This is a genomic window from Gluconobacter potus (genome assembly GCF_015244705.1).
Lineage (GTDB): Bacteria > Pseudomonadota > Alphaproteobacteria > Acetobacterales > Acetobacteraceae > Gluconobacter > Gluconobacter potus.
On sequence record NZ_JABCQF010000009.1, the window covers coordinates 17793 to 32361 of the forward strand.

A 14569-nucleotide genomic window follows, 5' to 3' on the forward strand; every position below is an offset into this window, starting at 1 on the left:
CTCATTCAGTTCCGACATGACGGATCACGACGATGGATAACACGGCGACCGCATTTCACGAGGGCGAACGGCGTGCGCAGGCACTGGCTGGCGTGGCCGCACCTTCGAGCACTTTCATTCGCTCCTTCATGACAGAGCAGCATCGCACGTTCTTTGCATCGCTGCCTTATGTCGTGCTGGGTGCCCTTTCTCCCGACGGCTGGCCGGTTGCAACGCTTGCTACCGGCGTGCCCGGCTTTCTCTCAAGTCCTGACGAGATAACACTTCATCTCGCCTGGCATCCCCTATCAGGAGATCCTGTGGCTGAAGCGCTGGCGCCGGAACGCCCGATCGCGATCCTCGGGATCGAGTTTGCGACACGCCGACGCAACCGCGCCAACGGCACCGTTCTGGCGAACGACGCGGACGGCATCCGGATGCGCGTTCTGCAGAGTTTCGGAAACTGTCCAAAATATATCCGCCCACGTGAGCCACGATCGCTGCTTCGATTACCCGGTGCCGTGGAGAGATATCCGGCACCAGACGCTGAGGCGCGCGACGTCATCATGACCGCCAGCACATTCTTCATCGCCTCCTGCGCATCGTCTGTCGTCCACGGCGGCATGGATGTCTCGCATCGCGGCGGACCATCAGGTTTTGTGCAGCTCAACGGTGATGTCCTGACTGTTCCGGATTACCCAGGTAATCGTTATTTCAACACGTTTGGAAACTTTCTGGAAAATCCTCGGGCTGGTCTTCTCTTCATCAATTTCGACAACGGTGATCTTCTGCATCTGACGGGTGAGGCGTCTGTTTCGTGGAGCGGTGCAGGGCGTTCGTTTGATGTGCGTATTCGAGAGGTGATCCGACGCAGGAAGGCTCTGTCGCTCGGTTGGGTGGAGGGACCTGATATTGGGATCGTATCGTCGAGCCACGACGTATGACCGCAAACCGCATTCGTACTCCACGCATCGTAGAGCGTGTTATGGCGTATGCGTCACTTGGATTGCCACCGCTGTTCTGGGCCGGAAATTTTATCGTCAGCCGTGCGGTTCGCGATCTGACCGCACCCCTGACCCTGTTGACCGTCCGCTGGGTCGTTGCTTTTGTCTGCCTGTCGCCGTTTGCGCTCCCTATCATGCGCCGTGATGCTCCTCGTTATTGGCAGCATCGCTGGCTTATGCTCGGGACGGCGCTTACAGGGATCGTCGGCTTCAATGCCCTGATCTATGTTGGTGTACGAACGACCACGGCGAGCAACGCCCTTCTGATGAACGCGCTGATACCACTCATGATTGTTTTCTTCGGTGCGATCTTTTACCGGCAGCGACTTACACTCGCTCAGGGCGCTGGTCTGATACTTTCGTTGTTGGGCGTGTTCACGCTGGTTCTGCACGGCCAATGGTCACAATGGAGCGCCCTCGCGCTCGTGCCGGGAGATGCTGTTGTCCTTGCTGCGATGGCTTGCTTTGCGTTTTACACGCTCTGGATCCGTCGCCTGCCGGCAGACCTCGACCGGTTGGGTGTGCTGGGTGCTCATATCACGATCGGCGTCTGCCTCCTGTTGCCGCTCTGGTTCATCGCTCCGATAAGTGCGACATCTGCTCATTGGACGATTTCATTTGCCGCAGCTGCCTTATATGTGGGCATTTTTCCGTCCGTTCTGGCCTATTTACTCTACATGCGCGCTGTCAGATTTTTTGGTGCGGAACGTGCAGGCCTGAGCATTCATCTGATCCCGGCCTTTGGAGTCATACTCTCGACGTTGTTTCTTCACGAACGTCTGCATCTCTGGCACGCTACAGGCATTGTAGCGATTGCTTTGGGTCTGGTGTGTTCGTCTTTCCGGCAGGCCTCTGCACCGCCGACCAATGGCGGCGATGTCTCGCACGTTCGGGAAGTATGAGCCCAACGATATGGAGATCACCACACGATTAACTCTGATTGATGAGAGATCAGCATACTTGGGATTTTTGTTGCACTCGTCTTTTCTACTTATATCCGGGATGAAAAATGCAAGAAGTATGATCCCATTTTAGCTTCCATTTTCCACGAGGTAGGGTGGTTCACGACGGGCCAAATGCCCATCTGACAGAGGCCGTTGAAGCCCCAGCGCCTCCTCTGCTGGCGCATTCATCCACACATCCAGCTCATCCGGCTGCGTCAGAATCACCGGCATGGCTTTCGGATGGATGGCTCCAACTTCCCGGTTTGCCTCGGTGGTCAGAAATCCAAACAGGTCATCCGTTGTCTCTCCATCAGCCAGTTTCCGCACGGATGTCCATCGGCACCAGATACCGGCAAAGAAAGCCAGCGGCTCTCCGTCGCTGCGGGCAAACCACACAGGCTGTGATTTCCCATCAGGCAAACGCTCGGGTTCCGAGAACGCTGTCAGCGGCACCAAACAGCGGTGCTCCACCCCTTCCCAGCGCTTCCACCATGCAGATCCCGGATTGCGGATATTGGTCACACCGCGATCCACCTTATGGCCTTTCAGGTAACCGGGGGGGAGTCGGCATACCCCAGCGGGCCATGAGCAGTTCACGACCGCCTTCCCCGTTCCTCACAATCGGCGCCATCGTATTCGGGTAGATCTCCGGCAGCGGCTGGAGATTGCCCGTGCGATCCTCAAGAACTTTCGCGATCTCGCGGATCGCCTGCGGGTTGGAAGTCATGGAATAGAGATTGCACATCCGCCTGCTCCCTTACGACCACATGCCGCGTAATCTGGCTGCCATATCGATCCGCACCGACTTCACCGCCTCCTGCCTTGCCTGCTCTTCCGGTTTCACGACAGGCCATGACACGGCTTCGAACAAAGGCAGCATGTCCCGGTCGATGAAGCGTGTACGTGAAGCATAGACATGTCGGTCGCCCCGGCTGTGCTGGCCATGCACATAGAAACGCTGCGGCACCATGATATCGAGACTGTCTTTCGCCCTCGTCATGGCCACATAGAGCAGGCGGCGTTCCTCCTCGATATCGTCCTGCTCGCCCGTCGCCAGATCAGACGGAATGCAGCCATCGACTACGTTCATGAGGAACACATTCTTCCACTCCTGCCCCTTGGCGGAATGAATGGTCGAGAGGATCAGATAGTCTTCATCCAGCAACGGCACGCCAGCCTGATCGGACGTGGCATCCGGCGGGTCCAGCGTCAGTTCGGTCAGGAATTTCTCGCGTGACGGGTACCCTCCGGCAATCTGCTCAAGCTGCACCAGATCGGCCAGACGGGTGGAGGCGTCCTCGTGCAGCCGCTCCAGATGTGGCTCATACCAGTACCGCGCGGCTGCAATCTCGCCCGGCCAGCCGACCTGATGGCTGCCGAGAGCGGTCAGCATATTCACGAAACCCGCCCAGACCTCACCACTCCGCTGTGGCGCTTTGACATCCTTCAACGCCTCGAAGGGATGGGCATTCTCGCCCATCGTATCCAGCACGCGCCGGGCTGAACCCGGCCCCACGCCCGGCAGAAGCTGCAATACCCGAAAGCCCGCGATGCGGTCGCGTGGGTTCTGGGCAAAACGCAATAGCGCCAGCATATCTTTCACATGCGCACTGTCGAGAAACTTCAGGCCACCGAATTTCACGAACGGAATATTGCGCCGGGTCAGTTCCACCTCCAGCGTGCCGCTATGGTGCGAAGCCCGGAACAGCACAGCCTGCTGCTTCATTGGTGTTCCGGCCTCACGCTCTTCCAGCACTCGATCGGCAATGTAGTTGGCCTGCGCCGTGTCATCCCAGATAGTGACCAGTCGTGGCTTTTCCTCCGAAGCCCGCTCGGTCCACAGATCCTTGGTGAACCGCTCCGTCGCCTCGCCGATCACCGCATTGGCGGCATCCAGAATGGGTTTCGTGGAACGATAGTTCCTATCCAACGTCACGATGCGCGCCGGGGAATCGAAAGACACTGGAAAATCCAGAATGTTGCGCACGGTCGCCGCCCGGAAGGCATAGATGCTCTGCGCGTCATCACCCACCACCGTCAGGCCTCGGCCATCGGGCTTCATGCCCAGCAGCATCTCCGCCTGCAGCCGGTTGGTGTCCTGATACTCATCGACCAGCACATGATCCCATTTGCCGCCGATATCTGCGGCCAGAACCGGGTTGCTGACCATTTGCGCCCAGCACAGCAGCAGATCGTCATAATCCAGCACGCTCTGCTCCTGTTTCGCCGTGACATAACCGGCGAAAAGCTGTTTCAACTGGGCTTCCCAGCCCGCGCACCACGGATAGTGCTTCAGCAATACATCGGCGAGCGGCGCGCCTGAATTCACCACACGGGAATAGATGGCAAGGCACGTGCCCTTGCCGGGGAACCGCTTCTCGGTTTTGGAAAATTCCAGATCATGGCGGATCAGATTCATCAGGTCAGCGGAATCTTCGCGGTCATGGATCGAAAACGCCGGATCCATGCCGATCTGCTGGGCATACTCCCGCAGCAGCCGCGCACCGATGGAGTGGAACGTCCCAGACCAGGCCAGCGCGTCAGCGAGAGGTCCGGCCTTGTCGCCCAGCACGGTTTTGCAGATGCGTTCTACCCGCCGCGTCATCTCCACACTGGCGCGGCGCGAGAAGGTCAGCAACAGGATGCGGCGCGGATCAGCCCCTGAGGCGATCAGATGCGCGACCCGATGGGCCAGTGTGTTGGTCTTGCCCGAACCAGCCCCGGCGATGACCTGCAGCGGGGATGAATCCGCCCCGCCTGTCGAGACTCCGGTCCCGTGCGTGACAGCCTGTCGCTGGGCCTCATTCAGACGGGACAGATAATCATCGCTGCCCGAAGCAGGAGAAGGTTCTGGATTCAATTCCTTAGCGCACTTTCATCAACGATACTGATCGAACATCGCTAACCAGCATGCCGGATACAGAGCGAATTTGCATTGACTTGCGTAGCATGATTGGAACAAATCAGGAACATATAATCAGGAAATTTGCCTGCATAAGGGACGCCGAGCCGTGACATGACTGCTGAAACCCATAAAAAACCCGGTCTGGAGACGCTGCGGGCCGCGATCAGTCGTCTCGAAGGACAGACCAGTCGCAAGCGTGCCACACTGCCCTTTGGGTTAGCGGAGATCGACCGGAGACTTCCCGGTGGAGGGCTGACTCTCGGAGCCCTGCATGAGATCGCTGGAGGCGGCAACGACGCCCTCAACGCCGCTGCCGCCGCCCGTTTTGCTGCCGGTATCGCCGCACGTACACAAGGTCAGGTGTTATGGATTGTGACAGTTGCCGATCTGTTTACTCCCGCACTTCAGCAGGTTGGCCTTCCACCCTCGCGGGTGCTTTTTGTCGAGAGTGGCACCGATCGTGACGTGCTGGCCTGTTTCGAGGAAGGACTGCGTCATCCGGGCCTGGGCGCGGTGGTCGCCGAAGTCGGTCGCCTGACCATGACGGCTTCGCGCCGGTTGCAACTCGCGGCTGAAAGCGGTGGCGGCATCGGTCTCGCCCTCCGACGGTGGAGACGACAGAGGGATGCCGCTGATTTCGGGCAGCCGACGGCGAGCACCACACGCTGGCGGGTCTCGCTTCTGCCATCGGCGCCGCTGCCGGTTCAGGGGGTAGGGGAGAGCCGCTGGTTGCTGGAACTGATCCGGACACGATCCGGCGAAAGCGCCGACTTCGAGGTGGAGGTACGAAATGGACAGGCAGGATTGCGGATTGCCGGAAGTCCGGACAAAACAGCAGGAGCCGAGGCGAACCACGGTGATCTGGCTTCCGTTCTGGGCCACCGACCGGCTCCGCCGCGAACGGGGCGACGGCGCGCCTCCGCCTGAACAGCCACTGGTCCTCGCGGGGCGCGAGGGCAGTCGTCGCGTCGTGCTGGCCGCCGACCGCGCTGCCCGTAAAAGCGGGGTGGTGATCGGAATGCCAGTTGCCAAAGCGCAGGCGCTGATTCCGGGCCTGGCGGTTCAGGACGGTCAGCCCGAAGCGGACCGTGCGGCGCTGGAACGGCTGGCGCTGTGGCTGCAGCAGCGGGTCAGTCCCATCGTGGCGGTCGATGCGTCCGGCAAGTCGGCGGACGGGCTGGTTCTCGACACCACCGGAGCCGATCATCTCCTGGGCGGTGAGGCCACAATGTTACGTGACATTGTTCGTCGCCTGAACGGATCCGGTATCACGGCGAGAGCCGCCGTCGCTGATACGCTCGGAGCAGCCTATGCTGTCACGCGCACCACGCCGGGCACGGCGATTGTCGTTCCACCCGGAGAGCACGTCGCTACTCTGGCGGATATGCCGATCGCTGCTCTCCGCCTCCCGACCAACGTCGTTGCCGGAATGGCCGACCTCGGCCTGACTCGGGTCCGCGATCTCGAGAACGCACCTCGCGCCCCGCTGGTGCTGCGCTTCGGTCCGGAAATCACACGAAGGCTGGATCAGGCCTATGGCAGGGTGGAGGAACCCATCCTGCCGATCCGTCCGGTCGATCCCGTCGCGGTGTCGCGCAACTTCGCCGAGCCAATTGCCGCCGCCGAAACCATCGCGCGCTATATAGGCAAACTGGTGCCGCCGCTCTGCATCGGCCTCGAAGAACGCGGCCTCGGTGCACGGCGACTGGATCTCCTGCTGCATCGTGTCGACAACGCCGTGCAGGCGGTGCGTCTCGCGCTGGCTCGGCCCGTCCGCGATCCGAAGCATCTGCTGCGTCTTCTGTCTGACCAGATTGAGACCATCGAACCCGGGTTTGGCATCGAGCGTATGGAACTGATTGCCATGCTGGCCGAACCAGTGGAGCGGCGCCAGCAGGTCTCATCCCTGATTGAAGAACCGGAGGCCGATCTGTCCGGACTGGTCGATACACTGGCCAACCGGCTGGGCAGCGGGGCGCTTTACCGCGTTGTGCCAGTGGAAAGCGATGTTCCCGAGCGTTCAGTTCAGCGAGTACCGCCGCTTGCGCCAATTCAGGATACGACCTGGCCCGAAGGCTGGCCGCGACCGACCCGTCTGTTGCCGCGACCCGAGCCGATCGAGACCATGGCCATGCTACCCGACCATCCTCCGGTATTTTTCGTCTGGCGAGGCCTGCGCCACAAGGTGAAATGCGCAGACGGGCCGGAGAGAATATTCGGAGAATGGTGGAAAGGTGATGCGGAGCTGACCACGGCGCGGGATTATTTCCGCGTCGAGGATACGTCTGGCGAGCGATTCTGGCTGTTCCGCGCCGGTGACGGCGAACACGGCGAGACCGGATCGCAACGTTGGTTCCTGCATGGGCTCTTCGCATGAGCGCTTCGGCACCGCGCTACGCCGAACTTCAGGTCACGAGCTATTTCTCCTTTCTGCGCGGCGCGTCGTCGCCCGGTGAACTGTTCGGGCAGGCGAAGGCGCTCGGGATCACGGCCCTCGGTGTTACCGACAGGAACACGCTTGCCGGCATCGTTCAGGCGCATCTTGCCGCAAAGGAATTCGGGGTGCGCCTGGTTGTCGGCTGTCGCCTCGATTTGGAGGACGCGCCGCCCGTGCTGGTCTATCCGACCGACCGGGTCGCGTATGGCAAGCTGTGCCGCCTGCTGACGCTCGGCAAGGCCCGGGCGGGGAAGGGGAAGTGCCGCCTGCTCTGGCGTGATCTGGTGGAATGGGGCGAAGGACTGCTCGCCGTGCTGGTGCCGGATGTCGCCGACGAGGAGTGTGCGGCGCATCTGCGGCGGTTGCGGGAGGCGTTCGGTGACCGCGCCTATATGGCGCTCACCCTGCGCCGCCGCCCCAACGACCAGATGCGGCTTTACGACCTGGCCAATCTCGCCCACGCCCAGCGCGTGAAGACTGTCGTCACCAACGACGTGCTGTTCCATACCCATGATCGCCGCATCCTGCAGGACGTCGTCACCTGCATCAGGCACAACACCACCATCGAGCACGCAGGCTTTGCCCGGGAGCGTCACGCCGACCGTTACCTGAAACCACCGCCGGAGATGGCGCGGCTGTTTGCGCGGTATCCTGAGGCGATCGACCGCACGATGGAGATCGTCGAACGTTGCCGGTTCTCTCTGGACGATCTGGCCTATCAGTATCCCGACGAGATCGAGATTCCGGGCCAGACCCCGCAACAGGCGCTGGAGGACCTGACATGGCAGGGGGCGCGGGAGACCTATGGCGGCATAATCCCGCCGGACGTCGAGACGATTTTGCGCCATGAACTCACGCTCATCGGGCGCATGCAATACGCGCCGTATTTCCTGACGGTGCATTCCATCGTTCGTGAAGCGCGGCGACGGGACATTCTCTGCCAGGGACGGGGCTCGGCGGCCAATTCCGCCGTGTGCTTCGTGCTCGGCATCACCGCCATCGACCCATCGCGCACCACGCTCCTGTTCGAGCGGTTCATTTCCGAGGAACGGGGCGAACCACCGGATATCGACGTGGATTTCGAGCATGCTCGACGCGAGGAGATCATCCAGTGGGTCTACGATCATTACGGTCGCGACCGCGCGGCGCTGACCGCCGTGGTGATCCGCTACCGCGCCAAGGGCGCGTTGCGCGACGTCGGCAAGGTGATGGGGCTACCGGAGGACGTGATTGCTCTGTTGAGCAAACAGATCTGGGGCTGGTCGCGGCATGTCGAAGCAGAGAAATTTGCCGAGACCGGGATCGATCTGACCGACCGGTGCATCCGCCTGACGCTGGACCTCGCGCGCTGTCTGATCGGTGTACCGCGCCATCTCTCGCAGCATCCCGGCGGGTTCGTGCTGACCCGCGACCGGCTGGACGAGCTGGTGCCCATCGAGCCGGCGGCGATGGATCAGCGCCAGATCATTGAATGGGACAAGGATGATATCGACGCCCTGAAATTCATGAAGGTCGATATCCTGGCGCTCGGCATGCTGACCTGCATGAAAAAAGGGCTGGACCTGCTCGCTGCGCACAAGGGCCAGCATTTCACGCTTCAGACCATCCCGGCCGAAGACCCCCGGACCTACGCCATGATCCGCAAGGCGGACACCATCGGCGTGTTCCAGATCGAATCCCGCGCGCAGATGTCGATGCTGCCGCGCCTCAAGCCGCGTACCTATTATGATCTGGTGATCGAGGTCGCAATCGTGAGACCCGGCCCGATACAAGGAGATATGGTCCATCCGTATCTACGGCGCAGGGAGGGGCTGGAAGAGCCGGATTATCCGACACCGGAACTGGAGGAGGTGCTCAAGCGCACACTCGGCGTACCGCTGTTTCAGGAGCAGGTGATGCAGGTCGCCATGGTCTGCGCGGACTTCACCGCCGCCGAGGCGGACGGGCTGCGTCGGGCAATGGCGACGTTCAAGAACACCGGCACCGTGTCCCATTTCCAGACCCGTCTGCTCGAAGGCATGACGCGCAAGGGCTATCCGGAAGAGTTCGCGCAGCGCATTTACCAGCAGCTCGAAGGTTTCGGCTCCTACGGTTTTCCGGAAAGCCATGCGGCCAGTTTCGCCATTCTCGCCTATTCGTCGTCCTGGATGAAATGCACCCATCCGGACGTGTTTCTGGCCTCGCTTCTGAATTCCCAGCCGATGGGTTTCTACGCGCCCGCGCAACTGGTGCGCGATGCCCGGGACCACGGCATTGAGGTCAGACCGGTCTGTATAAATTCTTCCCGCTGGGACAGCACTCTTGAAGGCGAGGATGACGATCGCGGCTGTTTCGCGGTGCGGCTGGGGATGAGCCTGGTCAAGGGGCTGGCCAACGCCCATGCGGCGGCGCTCGTGGCGGCGCGGCTACGGCGGCCGTTCGCCTCGATCGACGATCTGTGGCGTCGGGCCGGGGTGCCGCAGGAAGCGCTGGTGCGTCTGGCAGAGGCCGACGCTTTCCGGCCGGCGTTCGGGCTGGCACGGCGCGAGGCGCTGTGGGCGATCAAGGGCCTGCATGACGAACCGCTGCCGCTCTTCGCCGCGGCTGCGCAGTCCCGCGAAACCGACGAGCCGGCGATGGCGCTGGTCCCGATGACCGACGGCGCCGAGGTGGTGGGCGATTACAACCATCTTGGGCTGAGTTTGCGCGCCCACCCCGTGTCGTTCCTGCGGGAGGATCTGCGGCAACGCCGGATCGTGCCCTGCGGCACGGCCATGGTGCTGCGTGACGGTAAACGGGTCGAAGCGGCCGGACTGGTGCTGGTGCGCCAGCGGCCCGGATCCGGCGAGGGGGTGTGTTTCATCACGCTGGAGGACGAGACCGGCATCGCCAATCTGGTCATCTGGCCCGACATCTTCGAGAAATACCGATCGATCATCCTCTCGGCCAGCATGGTGGCCGCCAGGGGGCGCGTCCAGCGCGAGGGGGATGTCGTGCATCTGGTGACGCTGGAACTCACCGATCTGTCCGGATTGCTCCGTCAGGTCGGAGCGCGGGGAGGGGACGACGATCCGGCCAGTTCGGGTCTCGACAGGCTCAGTTTCAGGTCACGGAATTTCCATTAGAAGCACCTTCAGGCTTTTCCTTGACACCCATTTTGGCTACCGTGGTCAGTGGCGTGTGGAAACGCTTTTTGCACTGGGCGGCCTCCTATGTCGGGTGGCCTGCCAAATAGAACACCTGGACCTATGGTCTCGCGGTGAACGGCTTCGGTTGTCCACTGTAGGGAAATAGGCAGGAGGTGGATACGCCCAGCGCAAAACACCTTTCCAACCGCCCGACGCCAGGGAATGGCGGGGTGAATTGCGCGTTAACAGAATTGTACCGACCGGTCACTCCTTGCGTCGATCATTGATTTCGTTTTGTCTCCAAACTTGATGCGCCGGGGACAGGTGATCTGCTCCGGCGGAAGAAACCAAGGAACGACCGGTTATGACATTACCAATACTCTACAACTGTCCCCCATCGGGAAACTGCTACAAGGTTCGGCTGTTCGCAGCGCTGACGGGCATTGAACTTGACATTCAGGATGTCGACCTTGTGGCAGGAGCACATAAAACAGCCGCGTTCACCGCCCTCAACCCCTGGCAGCAGGTACCGGTCCTGCAGGACGGAGAGACCGTGATCTGGGATTCTCAGGCCATTCTCGTCTATCTGGCGGAAAAATACGGCAAGACAGACTGGTGGCCGGCAGATCCGGCAACCCGGGCAGCCGTCATCGAGTGGCTGTCGGTGAGCGTCAATGAAATCCAGCATGGTCCGGCAGACGCACGGCTTGTGAAATTGTTCGACTATCCCCTGCGTTACGACGATGCCGTACGTAACAGCCAGCGAACGCTCAAGGTCATTGACCAGCATCTGAGCACCCAGAAATGGCTGTCAGCAGACCGACCCACTATCGCGGATTGTGCCGCCTATCCGTATCTCGCACTGGCGCCGGAGGGCGACATCGCCCTTGATCCTTACCCGTCATTACGGCGCTGGATCGATAACATGGAAAAGCTGCCGGGCTATGTTCCCGTTGATCACTAAGCGATTTTACGCATGGCTACATCCGTGCCCGTTCTTTCCTCATGGGGAAAGCCGTGCACCTCGAAGCGGCTATGAAGAGGGAAAGTGAAGTTGGGAATTCCGTGACGGGTTGAGAGGGTAGGAGAGAGTCTCCTGTCCGCCCGTCATGGAGTTTTTCGCCATGGCAACCGCCGTTTCCAAAATCGCGCTCAGTTCCTCGCGTGACATTCCGTTCAACAAGCTGGTCCTGTCCCAAGCCAATGTCCGGCGTGTGAAGTCCGGTCTTTCGATCGATGAACTGGCCAAGGATATCGAGCGCCGCGGGCTGTTGCAGAGCCTGAATGTCCGCCCCGTCCTCGACGACAGCGGGGCCGAGACCGGCACCTACGAAGTCCCGGCTGGCGGGCGACGTTTTCGCGCGCTCGAACTGCTGGTGAAGCAGAAGAAGCTGAACAAGACCGCCCCGGTGCCCTGCGTCGTGCGCGAGGCAGGATCGTCCATACTCGCCGAGGATGATTCTCTCGCCGAAAACGTCCAGCGCGTGGCCCTGCATCCGCTGGATCAGTTCCGGGCCTTCCGCGACATGCTCGAAAAAGGCATGTCCGAGGAGGAAATCGCGGCGGCGTTCTTCGTGCCGGTCACGGTCGTCAAGCAGCGTCTACGCCTGATGAGCGTCTCCGAAAAGTTGCTGGACGTCTACGAACAGGATGGCATGCGGCTTGAGCAACTCATGGCGTTTTCCATCAGCGATGATGCGGCGCGTCAGGAGCAGGTCTGGGAAATCGTCGCCCAGAGCCATAATCGCGAACCTTACGTCATCCGGCGGATGCTGACCGAAAAGACCGTCCGGGCGTCGGATGCCCGTGCGCGGTTTGTTGGTCTGGACGCCTATGTCGCGGCAGGCGGCCATGTCATGCGCGATCTGTTCGAGGACGATGATGGGGGCTGGCTGCAGGATCCCGCTATCCTCGATCGTCTCGTGATAGAGAAACTACAGGCAGCCGCCGAGGAGGTCAGGGCCGAAGGCTGGAAATGGGTCGAGACAGCCCTGTCGTTCCCCTGGGGGCACACCCGCCATCTGGTCGAGATCGACGGGACGCCGGCGCTGCTGTCCGAGGACGAGGCCGCGCGTCTGGCCGCCCTGCGTGCGGAGCAGGAAACCATAGAAGCGGAATACGCCGAGGCCGACGAACTGCCCGACGAAATCGATCATCGCCTTGGCGAGATTGAACAGGCCATCGAAGCCCTTGAAACCCGTCCTGCAATTTTCGATCCGGGCGACATCGTGCGGGGAGGAGCCTTCGTCAGCCTCGACAGCGACGGCACCCTGCTGATCGAGCGCGGGTTTGCCCATCCGGAAGACCTTGAAGATGAAAACCTCTCCGACGCGCACGATCCTGCGGCAGCCCTGGAAGACGGCGCCACTTCCGAGGACCATGCTGACGACACGACTGCCGGCACGACGGGACAGCACACTGCGCCCGACGACGCCGAAGACGAGGATGATCTCCGCCGCCCCATCCCGGATCGCCTGCTCTCCGAACTGACGGCGTGGCGGACACTGGCCCTTCGTGATGCGTTTGCCAGCAACCCCGATGTGGCGCTGACCGAATTCCTGCATACGCTCTGCCTCAGCCTGTTCCGCGACGATCGCAGCGGTGCCTGCCTCGAAGCCGGGGTGCGCGTTGTCGGGTTCCCGATCCAGGCGCCCGATCTGGGCAGCAGTCTGGCGGCCCATGCCCTGCGCGCGCGGCACGAAGGATGGAAGCAGGATCTCCCGCAGGACGAGGACGAACTCTGGGCGTGGCTGGATCGGCTGGATGAGACCAGTCGTTCGGCCCTTCTCGCGCACTGCCTCTCTTTCGGGGTGAATGCCCTGTTCGAGAAGGTCAATCCGCACGGGTCAGTTTCTCCGCGCGCGATTGAGCGCCGACTGGCCCGCAGCAACCGGCTGGCATCGGCCCTGCGCCTTGATCCGGTCGAGGCGGGCTGGCAGCCGACGGTCGAAAACTATCTCGGTCGCGTGACCAAGCCGCATATTCTGGACGCCGTGCGCGAAGCACGCGGTGAACAGGCGGCGGGGCTGATCGCGCATCTCAAGAAAGCGGATATGGCCCGTGAGGCGGAACGGCTGCTCGAAGGTTTCGGCTGGTTGCCCGAAGCACTGCGTGCGGGGCTGCCTGAGCATGCCGCGCCTGACGAGGAACAGAACCACACAGCGGAAGACGTGGAACTGCCGGCCTTCCTGAACGCCGAGATCGCCGCTGAATAACCATTTCCCAACCACTCAGGGCCGTGATCCCGAGGTTCGCGGAGTCACGGCCCGCCCTTTCTTCCAACTGTATGATCCGATGGAGCTTGTCATGTCAGAAACATCAGGCGTCCCCGCCACCCCTGAAGCTGCCCCGGTTGACTATACGCTGCGCTGGCAACGTCACGAAGCAGCGCAGAGAGATGCGGCGGTGCAGAACCGGCGGATTGTATTCGCCACACTCGCCCTTCACGGCATCACCCAGGTCAAGGTCTCCTTTAATGGCGAGGGGGACAGCGGCCAAATAGAGGATATCACTGTCACGCCCGAAGACCAGGCCGACATTCTTCAGCGCGAAATTGCCATGAAGACCACGTCATGGCCCGATGCTGACGTTACCCAGGTGTCCGGCTCCCTCAACGATGCGATCGAGAATGTCTGTTACGACGCCCTTGCACAGACGCATGGCGGCTGGGAAAATAATGATGGCGCATATGGCGATATCATTTTTGACGTGCCTGAGCGAACCGTCACGCTTGAATTCAACGAGCGCTATACGTCCTCGGAATATTACGAACATAGCTGGACAGAGGAGGCCGACCATGGCGCATAGTTATCATCATGCCCTCTCTTCCGTGCGGCAGTGGGGTGGAACGGTAGACGATTTCCTGCCAATTCATGACTTCTTCGACGAGTCCAAGCGGATATCGGCAGACTTCCGTCACAGGGCCTTGCGGCATCATGCTGAAGGGATCTACCTCGCGGAGCGGATATTTGGTGTCACCCTTACGCTTTCAACGGGCAGGGTCGTGCCCGTCCGGCTGATCGGTGAGCAGCATATGCGCGAAGATTTCGGCTTTATCCCGAGTTTTGTAGACTGGCTGAAGGAAATCCGGCCGCAACCGTGGATGGGACGGGCGAAGTCTCCGCATCAGATGCTGGAGACCGACCTCGACAACTCATGATAACGTTCTGAACACTCTATTATTCTCTATGGTC

10 protein-coding genes and 1 pseudogene are annotated in these 14569 nt (G+C 61.2%); 9 read left to right on the top strand and 2 right to left on the bottom strand.

Annotated features, from left to right (window positions below):
- Positions 1 to 32: 32 nt before the first annotated feature.
- Together HKD31_RS12085 and HKD31_RS12090 are read left to right on the top strand one after the other, a co-directional pair.
- Positions 33 to 923, top strand: coding sequence for a pyridoxamine 5'-phosphate oxidase family protein (locus HKD31_RS12085; RefSeq protein WP_035378712.1), 891 nt, complete (start codon positions 33 to 35; stop codon positions 921 to 923).
- Positions 920 to 1885, top strand: coding sequence for a DMT family transporter (locus HKD31_RS12090; protein ID WP_035378710.1), 966 nt, complete (start codon positions 920 to 922; stop codon positions 1883 to 1885). The genes HKD31_RS12085 and HKD31_RS12090 overlap by 4 nt, the downstream gene beginning before the upstream one ends.
- A gap of 129 nt (positions 1886 to 2014) precedes the next feature.
- Here the strand turns inward: HKD31_RS12090 and HKD31_RS12095 are convergent.
- A pseudogene (locus HKD31_RS12095) lies at positions 2015 to 2672 on the bottom strand (SOS response-associated peptidase).
- A 12-nt stretch (positions 2673 to 2684) separates the two neighbouring features.
- Entirely contained in the window at positions 2685 to 4787 is a 2103-nt protein-coding gene (locus HKD31_RS12100; RefSeq protein ID WP_194265285.1) for an ATP-dependent helicase, read from the bottom strand.
- Positions 4788 to 4943: 156 nt separating this feature from the next.
- Here HKD31_RS12100 and HKD31_RS12105 point away from each other — a divergent pair, with 156 nt between their 5' ends.
- The 7 genes from HKD31_RS12105 to HKD31_RS12135 all read left to right on the top strand — a co-directional run bounded on the left by HKD31_RS12105 (position 4944) and on the right by HKD31_RS12135 (position 14535).
- Positions 4944 to 5759, top strand: a complete 816-nt coding sequence (locus HKD31_RS12105) for an ImuA family protein (RefSeq protein ID WP_228120624.1) — start codon at positions 4944 to 4946, stop codon at positions 5757 to 5759.
- Positions 5689 to 7209 (top strand): DUF6504 family protein, encoded by a 1521-nt coding sequence (locus HKD31_RS12110; protein WP_035378706.1) that lies wholly within the window; start codon positions 5689 to 5691, stop codon positions 7207 to 7209. The genes HKD31_RS12105 and HKD31_RS12110 overlap by 71 nt, the downstream gene beginning before the upstream one ends.
- Positions 7206 to 10373, top strand: coding sequence for an error-prone DNA polymerase (locus tag HKD31_RS12115; protein ID WP_086898285.1), 3168 nt, complete (start codon positions 7206 to 7208; stop codon positions 10371 to 10373). The genes HKD31_RS12110 and HKD31_RS12115 overlap by 4 nt, the downstream gene beginning before the upstream one ends.
- 367 nt (positions 10374 to 10740) lie before the next feature.
- Entirely contained in the window at positions 10741 to 11340 is a 600-nt protein-coding gene (locus tag HKD31_RS12120) for a glutathione S-transferase family protein (RefSeq protein ID WP_035378701.1), read from the top strand.
- Positions 11341 to 11500: 160 nt separating this feature from the next.
- Positions 11501 to 13591, top strand: a complete 2091-nt coding sequence (locus tag HKD31_RS12125) for a ParB/RepB/Spo0J family partition protein (RefSeq protein WP_194265284.1) — start codon at positions 11501 to 11503, stop codon at positions 13589 to 13591.
- 91 nt (positions 13592 to 13682) lie between these two features.
- Positions 13683 to 14183, top strand: a complete 501-nt coding sequence (locus HKD31_RS12130) for a DUF6878 family protein (protein ID WP_035378699.1) — start codon at positions 13683 to 13685, stop codon at positions 14181 to 14183.
- Complete coding sequence (locus HKD31_RS12135; protein ID WP_194265283.1) at positions 14173 to 14535, top strand: DUF6915 family protein; 363 nt, start codon at positions 14173 to 14175, stop codon at positions 14533 to 14535. The genes HKD31_RS12130 and HKD31_RS12135 overlap by 11 nt, the downstream gene beginning before the upstream one ends.
- Positions 14536 to 14569: the final 34 nt, after the last annotated feature.

Excerpts from the sequence above, each read along its gene's own strand:
- HKD31_RS12090 (WP_035378710.1), top strand. The coding sequence starts at position 920 with ATGACCGCAAACCGCATTCGTACTCCACGCATCGTAGAGCGTGTTATG.
- HKD31_RS12115 (WP_086898285.1), top strand. The coding sequence starts at position 7,206 with ATGAGCGCTTCGGCACCGCGCTACGCCGAACTTCAGGTCACGAGCTAT.
- HKD31_RS12085 (WP_035378712.1), top strand. The coding sequence starts at position 33 with ATGGATAACACGGCGACCGCATTTCACGAGGGCGAACGGCGTGCGCAG.
- HKD31_RS12125 (WP_194265284.1), top strand. The coding sequence starts at position 11,501 with ATGGCAACCGCCGTTTCCAAAATCGCGCTCAGTTCCTCGCGTGACATT.
- HKD31_RS12120 (WP_035378701.1), top strand. The coding sequence starts at position 10,741 with ATGACATTACCAATACTCTACAACTGTCCCCCATCGGGAAACTGCTAC.
- HKD31_RS12130 (WP_035378699.1), top strand. The coding sequence starts at position 13,683 with ATGTCAGAAACATCAGGCGTCCCCGCCACCCCTGAAGCTGCCCCGGTT.
- HKD31_RS12105 (WP_228120624.1), top strand. The coding sequence starts at position 4,944 with ATGACTGCTGAAACCCATAAAAAACCCGGTCTGGAGACGCTGCGGGCC.
- HKD31_RS12135 (WP_194265283.1), top strand. The coding sequence starts at position 14,173 with ATGGCGCATAGTTATCATCATGCCCTCTCTTCCGTGCGGCAGTGGGGT.